The sequence below is a fragment of the Actinopolyspora lacussalsi genome, assembly GCA_030803735.1.
Lineage (GTDB): Bacteria > Actinomycetota > Actinomycetes > Mycobacteriales > Pseudonocardiaceae > Actinopolyspora > Actinopolyspora lacussalsi.
Genome location: JAURUC010000001.1, coordinates 3,448,977 through 3,462,930, shown reverse-complemented (window position 1 = coordinate 3,462,930; position 13,954 = coordinate 3,448,977). Strand labels below are relative to the sequence as shown.

Sequence of the window (13,954 nt, the reverse complement as noted above, 5' to 3'; positions counted from 1 at the left end):
GGCCCGTGGGGCTCCCTGTCTCGGAGGTATTCAGGATATGCAAGCGCAACAGGCCGCGTCCAGCGTGGTCGAGTGGTTACCCGCGATCGTGATCGGTCTGCTCGCGGTTCTGGCGGGCGTCCTGCTGGTTCGGTTCCTGCGGGCGGTCGGCCGGGCGTTGAGCGCGCTCGGTCAGGCGGTCTCGGTGCTGGTCACGCTGGGCAAGGGCGTGTTCTGGCTGTTGAGGATGATGGCTCGGCTGCTCGGTCTCGCCGGTCGGTTCTGGCGCAGCACGGCCGGTCTCGTGCTGCTGGTGGCGTGGTTGTCGTTGTGGGGATTCCGGCTGGGCGTGCTGCTGCTGTGCGGGTTGGCCGTGGTTCTGGTGAGCACGGCGATCGTGTGGCAGATCCGGGCACCGGAGTCGTTCGACGTCTACTGTGGCCGGTTCGTGCGGTCGTGGTGGCTGCGGTGGGGTTACTACCAGTGGCGTTGGTCGACGTGGGTGCGCAACCTGGCGTTGAGCGTCCGCCAGCCGGATGAGGCTCAGGTCGCCTACGAGGGCTCGCGCACGGGAGCCGGTGCCGCCTCCTTGGTGACGTTGGATTCCCCGGAGATCTACCGGGTGCGCTCGGGACCGGCGTGGGACGAGGTAGTGGTCAAGCTCGCGGTCGGGCAGACGGTCGAGGACTTCGACGGGCAAACCGAAGCACTGGCCGCTGCCAGACGATCCCGGCGGTGCGTGGTCCGGGAACTGGATCCGGGATTCGTGGCGCTGGACTTCGAACGACGCGATCCGCTGGCCGACACGGTTCCCGCCCCCGTCCTGGCGGACGTCCCCGGTGACGCGGTGGATCTGTCGGCCGTGCCGGTGGGATCGACCGAGTACGGCTCGCCCTGGCTGCTGCCGGTGCTGGGCTCGCACACGCTGACTGCGGGCGTCACCGGCGCGGGCAAGGGCTCGCTGATGTGGTCGCTGCTGCGCGGCCTGGCTCCCGCGATCCGCGACGGCTTGGTGCGGGTACGCGGCATCGATCCCAAGGTGCTGGAAATGGAGTTCGGTCGCGATCTGCTGCATCGCTACGCGACCACTCCTGCCGAAGCGGTCTCGTTGGTCGAGGAGTACAGCGCCGACATGCACGCCCGTCAGCAGCGGGTGCGCGGCAGCACGCGCAAGGTCGAGCCCACCACTGATGAGCCGTTGGAGCTTCTGCTGGTCGACGAGCTGGGCGCGCTGACGAAGTACCTCGGCGACAAGCAGAGCCAACAGAGGATCACCCAGCTGTTGGGGCACGCGCTCACCCAGGGACGTGGCTTGGCGTTCTCGGTCCTTGGCTTCGTCCAGGACCCGACCAAGGAAACCGTGCCGATGCGGGACCTGTTCCCCACGCGGGTGTGCCTGCGTACCCAGACCGAGTCGCAGACGGAGATGGTGCTCGGTGACGGCGCGGCGGAACGAGGCGCGCTGTCGGACCGCGTCCCCGAGGACGGCGCGGAAGGCACCGGCTACGTGCTCGGGGAGGGACGTAAGCGTCCGCTGCGGGTGCGGGCCGGATGGGTTCCCGATGACGGCGTGGGTGCCCTGACCGAGTTCTGCGCCCCGAACGGTCCGCTGACCGGGCCGCTGCCGGACTCCTCGTCCGAGCCGTCGAAGCGGCGCCTCAGAGCCGCTTGATCTTCCCTCTTCCCGAACTCAACTGACCCCGGAGGTTGTCGTGGTGACCCTGCGCGTCCTGGACACGACCGAGAACCCGAGCCTGGCGGCACGACTGGCCGCCCTGTTGGAACACGTGGACTGTCACGAGCTGCCCGAGCCCGCTTCGCTGACGTGGAATCGCTCGTTCGCGGTCCTGGAAATGCAACCGCACCACGCTGAACCCGTCGCGTTGACTACTGAGCTTCTCCGGTGGGCGGAGTCGTTGACCGGTCCGGTGGTCGAACTCGTTCCGGTGGTCGACCGTAAGGCGCACCTGAGCGTGGCCGGGCTGACCGGAGCGGGAATTCCGGTGCGGCTGTACACGCGTCCCCCGGCCTGGCTGACGGCGCGGCACCAAGGGCCGCTCGACGCGGAGGAGCGCGTCTCGTTGTCACTTTCCGTGCTGCGCAGCTGGGCCGTCGCCGAATCGGGGGTGATCCACTGATGAGTACCGACCAGAACCAGCCGACCACCGAGAACGGTGAGCCGCAGAGCGGTCACGAGTCGCGGGCGGAGCGGATGCGGCGACCGAAGGCGGTCGACGTCGCCAAGGCCACGGCGGAGCAGCACGGGGTGTGCATCAAGCCGATCGCGCGGGAACGTCTGGACAAGCGGACCGGCAAGGTCGACGTGGTTCCCGTGGCCTGCGGCGCGACTCGTTCGACGGTGTGCCCGCCGTGTGCCGAGAAGGCCAAGAAGCTGCGCATGGCCCAGTGCCGCGAGGGCTGGCACCTCGACGAGGAGCCGGACTTCACGCCCGATCCGCCCTCGGAGCGGATGCAAGAGCTGCTGTCCGAGCGGGCGGAGCTGCACGCGGTTTACCAGGAGACACGCGGCACGGGACGTCCGGACGTACTCGACGAGATCGCCGAACAGGTCGCCGAGATCGACCGCGAGCTTCGCGAACTGGGGATGCGTGGCAGCCTGCCGCCGCTGGAACCACCGGAGAACAAACCCGCTCGGAAACGCTCCACGCGCAGGCGGCAGGACATGCCGAACCTGCCCCGGCACAAGGTCAGCGAACACACGGTGGGTGCGGTGTACGCGGGACGCTACCGCCCGTCGATGTTTCTCACGCTCACCCTGGATTCGTACGGGCCGGTGCACTCGCGCAAGGTCCGCGACGGCCGCGTGGTTACCTGCGGGTGCGGCGAGATGCACCACAAGGACGACCCTCGTCTCGGCATCCCGCTCGATCCCGAGAACTACGACTACAGGCGTGCGGCGCGGGACGCCGTTCACTTCCCCAAGCTCGTCGACCGGTTCTGGCAGAACCTGCGGCGCTGCGTCGGCTGGGACGTGCAGTACTTCGCCACGGTCGAGCCGCAGAAGCGCGGGGCACCCCACATGCACGCGGCTATCCGCGGTGCGATTCCCCGCGAGACGCTGCGCCAAGTGGTCGCGGCTACCTATCACCAGGTGTGGTGGCCACCGCACGACGAGCTGCTCTACTCCGGGGAATCGGTGCCGGTGTGGAGCATCGACGCGGACGCCTTCGTCGATCCGAACACCCGCGAGCCACTGCCCACTTGGGACGAGGCGCTCGACGAACTCGACGAGAACGATGAGCAGGAACCGGCGCACCTGGTGCAGGCCGGGCCGCAGCTCGACGTTCAAGGAGTGCTGGCCGGGTCGAACCGGGCGGACAAGGCGATCGGCTATCTGACCAAGTACCTGACCAAGTCCGTCGACGAGTGCCACGAACCGGACAGCGCGGCCGAGTGGGACCACGCCGACCGGCTGTTGGCCGAGCTGGAAGTCACGCCGTGCTCACCTCGGTGCGCGGTGTGGCTGCTCTACGGCATCCAACCGCAGGGCGTGCGCTCCTCGGCCACACCGGGCCACTGCAAGGGCAAGGCGCACAAGCCCAGCACGCTGGGCATCGCCGGGCGGCGCGTGCTGGTCTCCCGGAAGTGGTCCGGCAAATCGCTGGCCGACCACCGGCACGACCGGCGCGAATTCGTCCACGCCATGCTCTCCCACCTCGGTATCCGCAAGACCACCGATGACGACGAGCCGGACCGGTACCAGTGGCAGAGCCTGCGACCCGGTGATTCCAACATGCCGCCGCGTGACGCGCTGCTGCTGCACGCGGTGTCCGAACGGATGCGATGGCGTGCCGAGTACGAGCAGGCCAAAGCCGCAGCCAACGGCGATCTCGAACCACCCGGTGACGAAACTTCGGCAATGGAGGTGGCCGCGTGATCGTCGGAAGAGGAAGCAGTCGGATGGATGGTTACCTGAGCGTCGCCGAAGCGGCCGAACACCTCAACACCTCCGAACGGTTCGTGCGACGGCTGGTCTCCGAACGGCGCGTGCCGTTCCACAAGGTCGGTCGTCACGTCCGGTTCGCGAAGTCCGATTTGGACGAATTCGTGCGACGAGGACGGGTTGAGCCGATCAGCGGCGAATCCGTGGCGCGTGCCGTGGCGAGGGCAGCGTGATGGCGAACAGGAGTGGAAAGCGCGGCTTCGGCAACGTGCGCAAACGTCCATCGGGACGGTGGCAGGCTCGTTACCGTGGCCCGGACGGCCGGATGCGCAGTGCCCCGCACACGTTCAGCACCAAGCGCGAGGCCGAACAGTGGTTGACCCGCACCGAAGCGACGATGCTCTCCGGCGACTGGACGAGCCCGGAGCGGACCAAGGTCACGCTGGACGACTACGCGACGCGGTGGATCGAGGAACGCGCTGATCTGCGTCCGCGCACCCGCGAGCTGTACCGGTGGTTGCTTCGTCGGCACCTGGCGCCGCACCTGGGCGGCGTCGAACTGGGCAAGCTCTCAACCGCGATGGTCAGGAGCTGGCGGGCCGATCGGCTCTCGGACGGAGTTTCGGCAACGATGGTCGCCAAGTCGTACCGGCTGCTGCGGTCGGTGCTGAACACGGCGGTCGAGGAGGACCGGATCCTCTCGCGCAATCCCTGCCGCATTCGGGGCGCCGATCAGGAGAACGCCGCCGAAAGGCCGGTGCTCACCGTGGCGCAGGTCTTCGACCTGGCGAACCGGATGTCGTACGACCGGTTCCGGGCGCTGGTGCTGCTGGCGGCGTTCTGCACGCTGCGGTGGGGCGAGGTCTCGGCGCTGCGTCGCAAGGACATCGCGGAGGACGCCAGTTGGGTGCGGGTGTCGGTGACGCACACGGAGGTGCGGGGCGAGGGGCTCACGGTCGGCCCTCCGAAGTCCCGCGCGGGCGCTCGCACCGTGACGGTTCCGGAGGCGATCCGAGCGGAAGTGCTGAGGCACCTGGAGGCCTACGTCGGGCAGAGCCCGGACTCGCTGGTGTTCACCGGTCCGCGAGGGGCCGCGCTGCGGCGAGGCAACTTCAACCAGCTCGTGAACTGGCGAGCCACAGTGGACAAGCTCGGTGTGCCGGGGCTGCACTTCCACGATCTCCGGCACACCGGTAACCACTTCGCCGCTCGCTCGGGTGCCTCGACCAAGGAACTGATGGCGCGCATGGGGCACGACGACATGCGGGCGGCGTTGATCTACCAGCGGGCCACGAGCGAGGCGGACCGGCAGATCGCCGATCGCGTCAGCGGGATGGTCGAGCGGTACCGCTACACCGGTTCGTCTTCGTATGATTCTTGCGGGGAGGATTGCAGTGACGGGTATTTCGACGATTCGTATTACAGTGAATAGTGTGCGATAGATTATATCTGATGTTTCTAGGGTGAAGACAAAAGGAGTTTTGTTTATGGTTGCGATAGATGAATCTTGGAATTCAAATGATTCTCCGTGGTGGGCAAAAATGCGCCGGGCGTCGCGGCACATTGAAGAGGTTCGCAAGTTGGTTGATGATATGGAGTCAGGTTCATACTGGTGGATCGAGGAGGAAGAAGGTAGGCATGAAAATGAATCTGCTTATCGTCTTAGGTTGAAGGAGTCAGTGCCTGCAGAGCTTGCAACAGCTGTAGGTGATGCAGTGCATAACATGCGCTCCGCGCTTGATTCTGTGGCGTACGAGTTGGCTCGCAAATATAAGGGGGGGACTTTAGATAATAGCATGGAGAGGGCTGCTGTGTTTCCGATATGCGAAGAGCCGGAGAGTTTCGATAGATTTTTCGCTAAAAGTCCAAGAAAAAACATGTATGGACCTCAAGAAAAGTTGGCGCTGCGTTCTGTGCAGCCCTTTTCGTTGATTGAGGAGGCTGAGAGTTATGGAGCTCAAGTTTCGCGAACATACGAAAATGAACTAAAAAAAGATGAGCTATTCAGGTTGAATCGTCTTTCTAATATCGATAAGCACCGCAGGTTGCCGATTTTGGGATGGTTTCCGGAAACTGTTTCATGGAGTGATGCAAGTTCGCGAGATGATTTTCAAGGTAATTTTAAATGGATCCCAGGTGGTAGTGAATTTTTCGATGGATCCATTGTTGGCTACTTGTCGTACTATGGTGATATGGATCAGCGTCCAAAAGTTAGCGTATTTCACAGCATGAAATTGTTTTTTGCGGATGATACGGTTCTTGGTGGTGACATAGAAGTTTGTCTTGATAGATGGCATCAAAAAATCACGGAATGGATACTTCCCCGAATTTTTATCGTAGCTGCTGGAAATCAGCCTCCAATGATGATCGGCTGACTGAATCGCAAGGTGGGCGACATGCGGGCGGCGCTGATCTACCAGCGGGCCACGAGCGAGGCGGACCGGCAGATCGCCGATCGCGTCAGCGGGATGGTCGAGCGGTACCGCTACACCGGTTCGCCGGACGACGACGCTGACGGCTAATGGCCCGCGTGTGGCCCGAACGGGCTCGGACACAGCAGAAGGGGCGCCCCCGACTGATCGGGAGCGCCCCTTCTGCGCTGCTAAAACTCTGTTGGAGCGGGTGACGGGGATCGAACCCGCGTTCTCAGCTTGGGAAGCTGATGTTCTGCCATTGAACTACACCCGCATCGCCCTCAATGCGACACGAGCAAGCCTAGCACGGCGGCCAACGGCGATGTTCACCCACCCACCCGATACGCTGTTTCCGTGTTGCTCAGTGACCGCGACCTGCGTAAAGAGCTCGACGAGGGCCGCCTCGAACTCGATCCGTTCGACGACGCGCTGATCCAGCCGTCGAGCATCGACGTTCGGCTGGACCGGTTCTTCCGGGTCTTCGACAATTCCAAGTACACCCACATCGACCCCTCGCTGCAGCAGGACGACCTGACTTCGCTGGTCGAGCACTCCGACGACGACGCGTTCGTCCTCCACCCGGGTGAGTTCGTGCTCGGCTCCACCTACGAGACGGTTCGCCTTCCCGACGACCTGGCGGGCCGACTGGAGGGCAAGTCCTCCCTGGGCAGGCTCGGCCTGCTCACCCACTCCACCGCCGGATTCATCGATCCCGGCTTCAGCGGGCACATCACGTTGGAGCTGTCCAACGTCGCGAACCTGCCCATCACCCTCTGGCCGGGGATGAAGATCGGCCAGCTCTGCCTGTTCCGCCTCTCCAGTCCGGCCGAACACCCCTACGGCAGCAAGGCGGCCGGTTCCCGGTACCAGGGTCAACGCGGCCCCACGCCTTCGCGCGCGCATCTCAACTTCGGCAGGGTCGACACCAGCCGCTGATCCCGATCGAGACCCATTCGTTACCAGGTCAGACGCAGCTCGCTTCGATTCAGAAGCGGTACGCATCTGAACCCGTCACAGTGGCGAGCGTCACCCTGAATCGTGGAAGTCAAGCGGGTCGGGTGTGACTTACGTTGTCGCGTAACCCGTCGTTAACGAGCGATGTGCGACATGGCACATCGGCGATCGGGGGCTCAGGAGTACTTCGATGTCGGTAGATCAGACGAGAGGTCGTTCCACCGATCACCTTGCGCACGTGGTGATGATTGCCGGGGCGGCAGCCCTGGGAGGCTTCCTGTTCGGCTATGACACCTCGGTCATCAACGGTGCGGTGGGAGCCATCCAGGAGAACTTCGGCGTCGGCGCGGCACTGACCGGTGTCACCGTCGCCGCGGCGCTGCTCGGATCGGCACTCGGTGCGGCCATAGCCGGTGGCATAGCCGACCGGATCGGGCGCACCAGGGTGATGCAGGTGGCGGCCGTGCTGTTCATCATCAGTGCCATCGGTTCGGCGCTGCCCTTCACGGTCTGGGACCTCGCCTGGTGGCGAATAGTCGGTGGTGTCGCCGTCGGTATCGCCTCGATGATCGGCCCCGCTTACATCGCGGAGGTCGCGCCCGCCGCGTATCGCGGCAGGCTCGGTTCGCTACAACAACTCGCGATCGTGCTGGGTATCGCGGTTTCCCAGCTGGTCAACTACGCGCTCGCCTCCTCGGCGGGTGGCAGTGCCTCGGCTCAGCTCGGCCCGCTGGACACCTGGCAGTGGATGCTGGCCGTCGAGGCCGTTCCCGCGTTGATCTATCTCGTGCTCGCCTCGGTCATCCCGGAATCCCCGCGGTTCCTCGTCCGCGCGGGCAGGATCGACCAGGCTCGTGGGGTGTTGCAGCGCATCGAGTCCGAGGACGCGGACACCAAGATCGAGGAGATCCGGAACGCGCTCGGTGGCGAACGCAAGACCAGGCTCAGCGACCTGCGCGGCAAGTTCGGCGTGCTGCCCATCGTCTGGGTGGGTATGGCGATCGCAGCGCTGCAGCAGTTCGTCGGCATCAACGTGATCTTCTACTACTCCTCCACGCTGTGGCAGTCCGTCGGCGTCGAGGAGAGCAACTCGCTGCTGCTGAGTCTGTTCACCTCCATCGTGAACATCATCGGTACGATCGTCGCGATCGCGCTGGTCGACAAGATCGGCCGCAAGCCGCTGCTGGTCGTCGGCTCCCTGGGCATGACCATCGCGCTGACACTGACCGGCTGGGCGTTCAGCTACGCCAACGTTGTCGACGGCGAGACCACGCTGCCCTTCGCGTGGGGTGCTCTCGCGCTGGTTTCGGCGAGTGCCTTCGTGTTCTTCTTCGCGGCATCCTGGGGTGTCGTGATGTGGGTGCTGCTCGGCGAGATGTTCCCGTCGCGCATCCGCGCCGCCGCGCTGGCCCTCGGCACGGCGACCAACTGGATCGCCAACTGGGTGGTCACGGTGACCTTCCCGAGCATGCAGGCCTGGAACCTGCCGGTCACCTACTTCATCTACGCGGCGTTCGCCCTGATCTCGCTGTTCTTCGTGGTGCGCTACCTCAAGGAGACGAAGGGTCGTTCCCTGGAGGAGATGGGCACCAGCTGATCGAGGTCAGCCGTTCGACCTACGGAGTACTCGGCCGGCGGGATCTCCCGCCGGCCCTCGCTCCAGTAGGGGCTGTCCACTTCGGTGCATCACCGGGAGGGGCGTCGTGCCGCACGACGCCCCTCGCTTCGTATGCGCGGGCGGATTCCCGCGAGCGGATTCCACGAGGCGGCTCAACCCCGCCTGTTCGTCCGCCCGTACTCCTCGAAGACCACGTAACCTGTCAGTTCGCCCCGGTCCAGGTTGAGATTCTCGAACGAGCGCAACACCCCGGTCGCGCTGTCGAACAGCAGCACCTCGGAGACCTCGCCGACGGACGCCGAGCTGGTGAGCCCCACCGCGAACACCGGGTGACCGCGCACCTCGCTCTCACCCCGGAAGCGCACGCCCGGAGTGCGGGCGAGCACCCGCAGCAGCTCCGCGCGGACGTCGTGGGGAAGCAGCTCGTGCTTGAACAGCGATACGGCGCTCCGGAACACGTCCCGGGAATCGTTCCCCCGTACGTTCAGGCACTCCGCGACCCTTTCGGCCCGTTCGGGAACGCACCGCGCCAAATGGACACTGTTCGGGCCGATCCGTTCCTCGTGGGTTCCGCGGTGTCCGGTCCAGCCGCTCTGCCGCTTCCAGAAGTTCCGGTCCGAGTTGGAACCGAATTCGGGTGGCCGCGGAACAGTCCGCGTTGTTCCCACGGCCGGCTCCCGCAACCAGGTCTCCCGCTGCCGCGGGTAGTGCGCGCAGTGCTCCACCTCCGAGGAACACAGCGACCCGGACCACTCGTGGGTGCGGATGTAGCCGAGCTCGCCCTCGGCGGTTTCGTAGGGTGCGGTCTCCAACCCGTCCGCCCTGTTGAGCAGCTCGTTGGTGGCTGCTCGTCCGGAGATGTCCGTACCGAGTTCGGTGGCTTCGCGCACCGGCCCGACCTCGGGAGGGCTCTGCTCGGATACGGCGGTCGTGCCGCTCAACAGCGGAACGCTGCCGAGTAGCGCGGCTGCCAGGATCGACGCCGCCACCACTACGAGACGGCGCGGTTTCCCGCCTCGGCGGGTGGGTGAGTCGGGCGATGTGGATTCGGTTCCGGCGTGCTCGCGCAGTTCCGCCCGTGCGATCAGATCCGCGGCGCTGGGCCGTTCCGGACCGGACTCGGTGCTTTTGGTCGGGTCGGCGTGGCCGACGAGTTCGCGGACGGCATCGACGTCACGCATGGGACTCCTCCAATGGTTCGATAACTGCCGGGGAGGGAGCTGGAGCGCCGTTTTCCCGGTCCGAAGCGGGGTTTTCCAGGGCTTTCGCCAACCGTCGTCGCGCGCGGAACAGCCGAACCCGTACCGTTCCCCGCGCGCGGCCCAGCACTCGGGCCGCGTCGCTGACGTCGAGGCCCTCCCAACCCACCAGCCGGAGAATCTCCCGGTCGGTCTCGGAAAGCGCGTCCATCGCTCGGTGCACGTCGACGTGCTGTGCCCCGCGCGCCGGGTCCTCCCGCCGGTCGCGCAGCACGTCGTCGCCGGGAAGGGCCACCGCTTCCGGTCTGGCCCTGACCGCGCGGCGGTCGTTGGCCAGTACGCGGCGTGCGATGCCGTACAGCCAGGGCAAGCAGTGTTCCGGGGCCCGGGTGCGACGCCGCCAAGTGATCACGAAGACCTCCTGGGTGAGTTCCTCCGAGGTGCTCGGATCGCGCAGCCTGCGCAGTACGTATCGCTGGACCGCGTCGTAGTGCTCCTCGTAGACAGCGGTGAACCACGCGACTCCCCGTTGGTCGACAGCTCCCACATCAATCAATCCCGCCTAGTCGTTGCGATTGCCTACGTCCCGGTCCGTGTCGCGTGAGCCGTCGGCGTTACCGCCCGACGTCGATTTCTCGGGTGTGTTCTGGGGGTGGTGCGTGCAAGGGTGGCGGCGTGGCGGGGAAATTCCGTGGACAGCCCCGACGCAGCTCCGTAGGTTTTCGACCGTGCGGCACACGGTGACGGTCGGCCCGGACTACGAGCTCTGGGTGGAGGAGCGGGGCGACGCGGATGCCCCGCCGCTGCTGCTGATCATGGGGGCGAACTACAGCGGCTTGGCCTGGCCCGAGTCCTTTGTGGAGCGGCTGACGAGCAGGTACCGGGTGATCCGCTACGACCACCGCGACACCGGGCGATCGTCGCGGGCCTTCGACGTCGCCCCGTACGCGATCGCGGATCTGGCGGAGGACGCGGTGGCGGTGCTCGACGCCCTTGGCATCGACAGCGCGCACGTGGTGGGTATGTCGCTGGGCGGCGTCCTGGTTCAGCTGCTGCTGCTCGACCACCCGGAGCGGCTGCGCAGCGCGACCGTCTTCGCGACCTCCGCGCTCGGCGGAGCAGCCCCCGAGTCCGGCGAGCTGCCGGGGCCCGATCCCCGAATCCTGAGCCTGTGGCAGCGGATGGGGGAGCAGCGGGATCCGGCAGCGGAGCTCGCCTGGCGCGTCGAGCACTGGCGGATGCTCAACGGTGACGTCCTGCCGTTCGATCCCGAGGAGTTCCGGGCCCTCGAACAACACCTGGCCGAGCACGCCGGAACCCACGTCGCCGACACCGCACACGCCCGGGCCGAGGTCGGCGGCCTCGACCGTGCGGCGGAGCTGAGTGCGGTGACGACCCCGACACTGGTCATCGAGGCTCCGGCGGATCCGGTCAACCCGCCACCGCACGCCGAGCACCTGGAGACGGTGATCGGCCGAAGCCACCGGGTGGTCGTCCCCGGCATGGGGCACGCGCTCAGCGGCGCGGTGCTCGAACCGCTGGCCGAGGCGATCCTGCGGCACACGGCGGCGGTGGACCGGGACGCCTGAGCTCGGTCGCCGACGGCGCCGTACGGCCCGGGCGTCATTTCTCGCGAGATCGCCGGGCGGCCGGGTGGGAGTCACGGCCGGTAGAGCACCAGGTCGAACAGCGGACCGAACCGTTCGGCCGCGCGATCGGCGTTCTCGAACACCGCGAACTGGCTGCGGCCGCCCTCCTGCCAGTACAGGACCGCGCCCTCGGCGGTTTCCATTCCCCACAGCAGCACCGAATCCGGGTCGGGCGTGCCGGTGTCGTCCTGCCGGGCGAGGCCGAAAACGTTCGGGATCACGTGAACCTCCTCGAAAGTTAGCTGTTTCACCGAGCACTGTCCGAACGGGAATCGCCCACCGGGAGAAGGCTCAGCGGGATCACCGGATGCGGGAATCCCGATCACGGATTCCCGCTGGGATCATGGTGTGGGTCACGACCGTTGTCGGGGAGGTCTTTTGCGGTGGTTCGCACCAGCCCCACGTTTCGGCGCCGCAGGCTCGCACGCAGGATCCGGTATCTGCGGGAGCGGGCCGGGCTGACCCAGGAGCACGCGGCCTGCGAGCTGGACATGTCCACCAGCGCGCTGAGCCGCAAGGAGAACGGCGATGTGATCACCTCGGTGCACGAGGCCAGATCCATGATGGACCTCTACGACATCCGGGACCCCGAACTGCTGGACCTGGCCAGAGCCGCCAGGGAACGCGGCTGGTGGCGGGCCTACGGCGTGGAGGATCGCGGCTATGTGGACCTGGAGACCGAGGCGTGTGCTGTCCAGGAGCTCTCGTTGATGTACATCCCCGGACTGCTGCAGACCGAGGATTACATGCGGGCGATATTCGATTCGGACAGCTTCTCGTCGGGTTCGCAGAGTGTGGAAAATGACGTTTCAGTGCGGCTGATCCGGCAGCATCGGTTGACCGATCCCGAGCATCCGCTGGAGCTGACGGCGCTGGTGGATCAGGCCGCGTTGGAACGCTCGATCGGCGGCCCACAGGTGATGCGCGATCAGCTTCGCCACCTGCTCGAAGTGGTTCAGCTGGATCGGGTGGAACTGCGGATACTGCCCAAGTCGACCGGCTGGCATCTGGGTCTGGAAGGTGCGTTCATCGTTCTGGATTTCCCGGAGCCGGAAGACAACGACGTACTGTTCGTCTCCCACCCCGTGGGGTCGGTCCACGTGGAGAAGGCCAGGGAGGTTCAGCAGGCTAGGGTGGTATTCGAGCGGCTGTTCGCCCAAGCCTTGCCTGCCGAACAGTCGATGAGGCTGATCGAACGGGCCGCTGCCGAACTCCAGTGACGCGATTGCCGAAGTGGGGCGCTATGTACGCGTTGGATCTCTCCGCGGTGCGGTGGCGCAAGAGCAGCCGCAGCGGTGGCGGAAGCAACGACGCTTGTGTGGAGGTTGCCTTCCCGGAACCCGCAGCGGTGCCGTGGCGCAAGAGCAGCCGCAGCGGCGGCGGAAGCAACAATGCTTGCGTCGAGGTCGCCTTCGCGGGGCCTGCCGTGGCGGTGCGGGACTCCAAGGTGCCGGACGGCGCGGTGCTCGCCTTCGATCAGCGCGCCTGGACGTCCTTCCTCGCCAGCCTGCGCTGAGAACCGCTGCGCTGAGAACCGCAGCGGCGCTGGGTTCTTCCGCTCGCCGCCTCAGTCCTCCAGCAGTTCGGCGGGATCGAACCGGAGCGGGAACGGCTCCCGCGTCTCGAAGGTGTCGCCCGCCAGCGCCTTGGCGTGCACCTTGTAGGCACTGTTCTCACCGAGCCGCAGCAGTACGACCTCGGCGTACTTCTTGGCGTAGGAGACCTCCACGCGCATGAAGTACTCGATGCCCGCCTCGGCGCACACGGCGGGTTTGTCGATCCGGTCGGCCACGTGGCTGAACGACGAGACGCACTCGCCCACGAGCAGCGCCCGGGTGGCGGGTATCCACACCCGCCCGCGCGCCGGTTCGCGCAGCACCGCGAAATCGGGCTGCGTCCAGCTTTTCGGGCTGAGCTGGATGCTCAGGGTGGTGTAGGTGCTACCGCCCAGGGCTCTCGCGTGTGGCTTGAGGATCTCGCGCAGCTCGTCGGCGGCGTGGACGGTGTCGGCTCCTTCTCGGCGGCTGAACAGCAAATGTCCGTCCTGGCACTCGTACTTCACCGGTGGCATTCCGGGAATCGGCAGATAGCGGTCGGCGAGCTCCGGAGTCCAGAGGCCGTGAAGTTCGACCAGCGGATCCCATTCCCCGGGGGTGTGAAGGGACTCGCGCACTACTGGCGCTCCCCGAATCTCGCGGTACTCATACCCCGAGCCTGCCGCGAGCGATCGACGGTGT

At 66.1% G+C, this 13,954-nt stretch carries 16 protein-coding genes and 1 tRNA gene; 12 read left to right on the top strand and 5 right to left on the bottom strand.

The genetic code is table 11. The features are described from left to right. Positions 1-37 precede the first annotated feature (37 nt). From J2S53_RS15550 to J2S53_RS15520, 7 genes are read left to right on the top strand one after another with little or no spacing between them, the layout of a single operon-like run. Positions 38-1,651 (top strand): FtsK/SpoIIIE domain-containing protein, encoded by a 1,614-nt coding sequence (locus tag J2S53_RS15550; protein WP_456241577.1) that lies wholly within the window; start codon positions 38-40, stop codon positions 1,649-1,651. A gap of 43 nt (positions 1,652-1,694) precedes the next feature. Next, entirely contained in the window at positions 1,695-2,117 is a 423-nt protein-coding gene (locus tag J2S53_RS15545) for a hypothetical protein (protein WP_456241576.1), read from the top strand. Continuing rightward, positions 2,117-3,877, top strand: a complete 1,761-nt coding sequence (locus tag J2S53_RS15540) for a replication initiator (protein ID WP_456241575.1) — start codon at positions 2,117-2,119, stop codon at positions 3,875-3,877. Before J2S53_RS15545 ends, J2S53_RS15540 begins: the two co-directional genes overlap by 1 nt. Positions 3,878-3,900: 23 nt before the next feature. Next, positions 3,901-4,116 (top strand): helix-turn-helix domain-containing protein, encoded by a 216-nt coding sequence (locus J2S53_RS15535; protein ID WP_456241574.1) that lies wholly within the window; start codon positions 3,901-3,903, stop codon positions 4,114-4,116. Then, entirely contained in the window at positions 4,116-5,315 is a 1,200-nt protein-coding gene (locus tag J2S53_RS15530; protein ID WP_456241573.1) for a tyrosine-type recombinase/integrase, read from the top strand. The genes J2S53_RS15535 and J2S53_RS15530 overlap by 1 nt, the downstream gene beginning before the upstream one ends. Positions 5,316-5,346: 31 nt before the next feature. Then, positions 5,347-6,258, top strand: coding sequence for a hypothetical protein (locus tag J2S53_RS15525; protein WP_456241572.1), 912 nt, complete (start codon positions 5,347-5,349; stop codon positions 6,256-6,258). Between the two features lie 21 nt (positions 6,259-6,279). After that, entirely contained in the window at positions 6,280-6,405 is a 126-nt protein-coding gene (locus J2S53_RS15520; RefSeq protein WP_456241571.1) for a hypothetical protein, read from the top strand. A gap of 92 nt (positions 6,406-6,497) precedes the next feature. Here J2S53_RS15520 and J2S53_RS15515 read toward each other — a convergent pair. Beyond that, positions 6,498-6,571: transfer RNA gene (locus J2S53_RS15515), tRNA-Gly, on the bottom strand. 80 nt (positions 6,572-6,651) lie between these two features. On the opposite strand from J2S53_RS15515, the gene dcd reads away from it, so the two are divergent. Both dcd and J2S53_RS15505 read left to right on the top strand, forming a co-directional pair. Continuing rightward, a complete protein-coding gene (gene dcd, locus J2S53_RS15510; RefSeq protein WP_092980713.1) occupies positions 6,652-7,233 on the top strand; it encodes a dCTP deaminase in 582 nt (193 codons plus the stop codon). 208 nt (positions 7,234-7,441) lie between these two features. Further along, positions 7,442-8,848, top strand: coding sequence for a sugar porter family MFS transporter (locus J2S53_RS15505; RefSeq protein WP_456241570.1), 1,407 nt, complete (start codon positions 7,442-7,444; stop codon positions 8,846-8,848). 173 nt (positions 8,849-9,021) lie between these two features. Here the strand turns inward: J2S53_RS15505 and J2S53_RS15500 are convergent, their stop codons facing one another. Both J2S53_RS15500 and J2S53_RS15495 read right to left on the bottom strand, forming a co-directional pair. After that, a complete protein-coding gene (locus J2S53_RS15500) occupies positions 9,022-10,050 on the bottom strand; it encodes a hypothetical protein (protein ID WP_456241569.1) in 1,029 nt (342 codons plus the stop codon). Beyond that, positions 10,043-10,615, bottom strand: coding sequence for an RNA polymerase sigma factor (locus J2S53_RS15495; RefSeq protein WP_456241568.1), 573 nt, complete (start codon positions 10,613-10,615; stop codon positions 10,043-10,045). Before J2S53_RS15495 ends, J2S53_RS15500 begins: the two co-directional genes overlap by 8 nt. Before the next feature lie 181 nt (positions 10,616-10,796). Here J2S53_RS15495 and J2S53_RS15490 point away from each other — a divergent pair, with 181 nt between their 5' ends. Continuing rightward, positions 10,797-11,657: an alpha/beta fold hydrolase gene (locus tag J2S53_RS15490; RefSeq protein WP_456241567.1), complete on the top strand. Its 861-nt coding sequence runs from the start codon at positions 10,797-10,799 to the stop codon at positions 11,655-11,657. 71 nt (positions 11,658-11,728) lie between these two features. Here J2S53_RS15490 and J2S53_RS15485 read toward each other — a convergent pair whose 3' ends face one another. Further along, the gene (locus tag J2S53_RS15485) at positions 11,729-11,938 is read right to left on the bottom strand and encodes a hypothetical protein (protein WP_092980843.1); all 210 of its coding nucleotides are present in this window, start codon (positions 11,936-11,938) and stop codon (positions 11,729-11,731) included. A gap of 162 nt (positions 11,939-12,100) precedes the next feature. Between J2S53_RS15485 and J2S53_RS15480 the strand changes: the two genes are divergently transcribed. Together J2S53_RS15480 and J2S53_RS15475 are read left to right on the top strand one after the other, a co-directional pair. After that, positions 12,101-12,937, top strand: a complete 837-nt coding sequence (locus tag J2S53_RS15480; RefSeq protein ID WP_456241566.1) for a helix-turn-helix domain-containing protein — start codon at positions 12,101-12,103, stop codon at positions 12,935-12,937. Further along, positions 12,934-13,233: a DUF397 domain-containing protein gene (locus J2S53_RS15475; protein ID WP_456241565.1), complete on the top strand. Its 300-nt coding sequence runs from the start codon at positions 12,934-12,936 to the stop codon at positions 13,231-13,233. The genes J2S53_RS15480 and J2S53_RS15475 overlap by 4 nt, the downstream gene beginning before the upstream one ends. 51 nt (positions 13,234-13,284) lie before the next feature. Here J2S53_RS15475 and J2S53_RS15470 read toward each other — a convergent pair whose 3' ends face one another. Further along, positions 13,285-13,890, bottom strand: a complete 606-nt coding sequence (locus tag J2S53_RS15470) for a Uma2 family endonuclease (RefSeq protein WP_456241564.1) — start codon at positions 13,888-13,890, stop codon at positions 13,285-13,287. Between the last annotated feature and the right edge of the window lie 64 nt (positions 13,891-13,954).

Bases quoted from the DNA above. Each gene is read 5' to 3' on its own strand.
- J2S53_RS15530 (WP_456241573.1), top strand. From the start codon at position 4,116: ATGGCGAACAGGAGTGGAAAGCGCGGCTTCGGCAACGTGCGCAAACGT.
- J2S53_RS15540 (WP_456241575.1), top strand. From the start codon at position 2,117: ATGAGTACCGACCAGAACCAGCCGACCACCGAGAACGGTGAGCCGCAG.
- J2S53_RS15535 (WP_456241574.1), top strand. From the start codon at position 3,901: ATGGATGGTTACCTGAGCGTCGCCGAAGCGGCCGAACACCTCAACACC.
- J2S53_RS15505 (WP_456241570.1), top strand. From the start codon at position 7,442: ATGTCGGTAGATCAGACGAGAGGTCGTTCCACCGATCACCTTGCGCAC.
- J2S53_RS15500 (WP_456241569.1), bottom strand. From the start codon at position 10,050: ATGCGTGACGTCGATGCCGTCCGCGAACTCGTCGGCCACGCCGACCCG.
- J2S53_RS15550 (WP_456241577.1), top strand. From the start codon at position 38: ATGCAAGCGCAACAGGCCGCGTCCAGCGTGGTCGAGTGGTTACCCGCG.
- J2S53_RS15520 (WP_456241571.1), top strand. From the start codon at position 6,280: ATGCGGGCGGCGCTGATCTACCAGCGGGCCACGAGCGAGGCGGACCGG.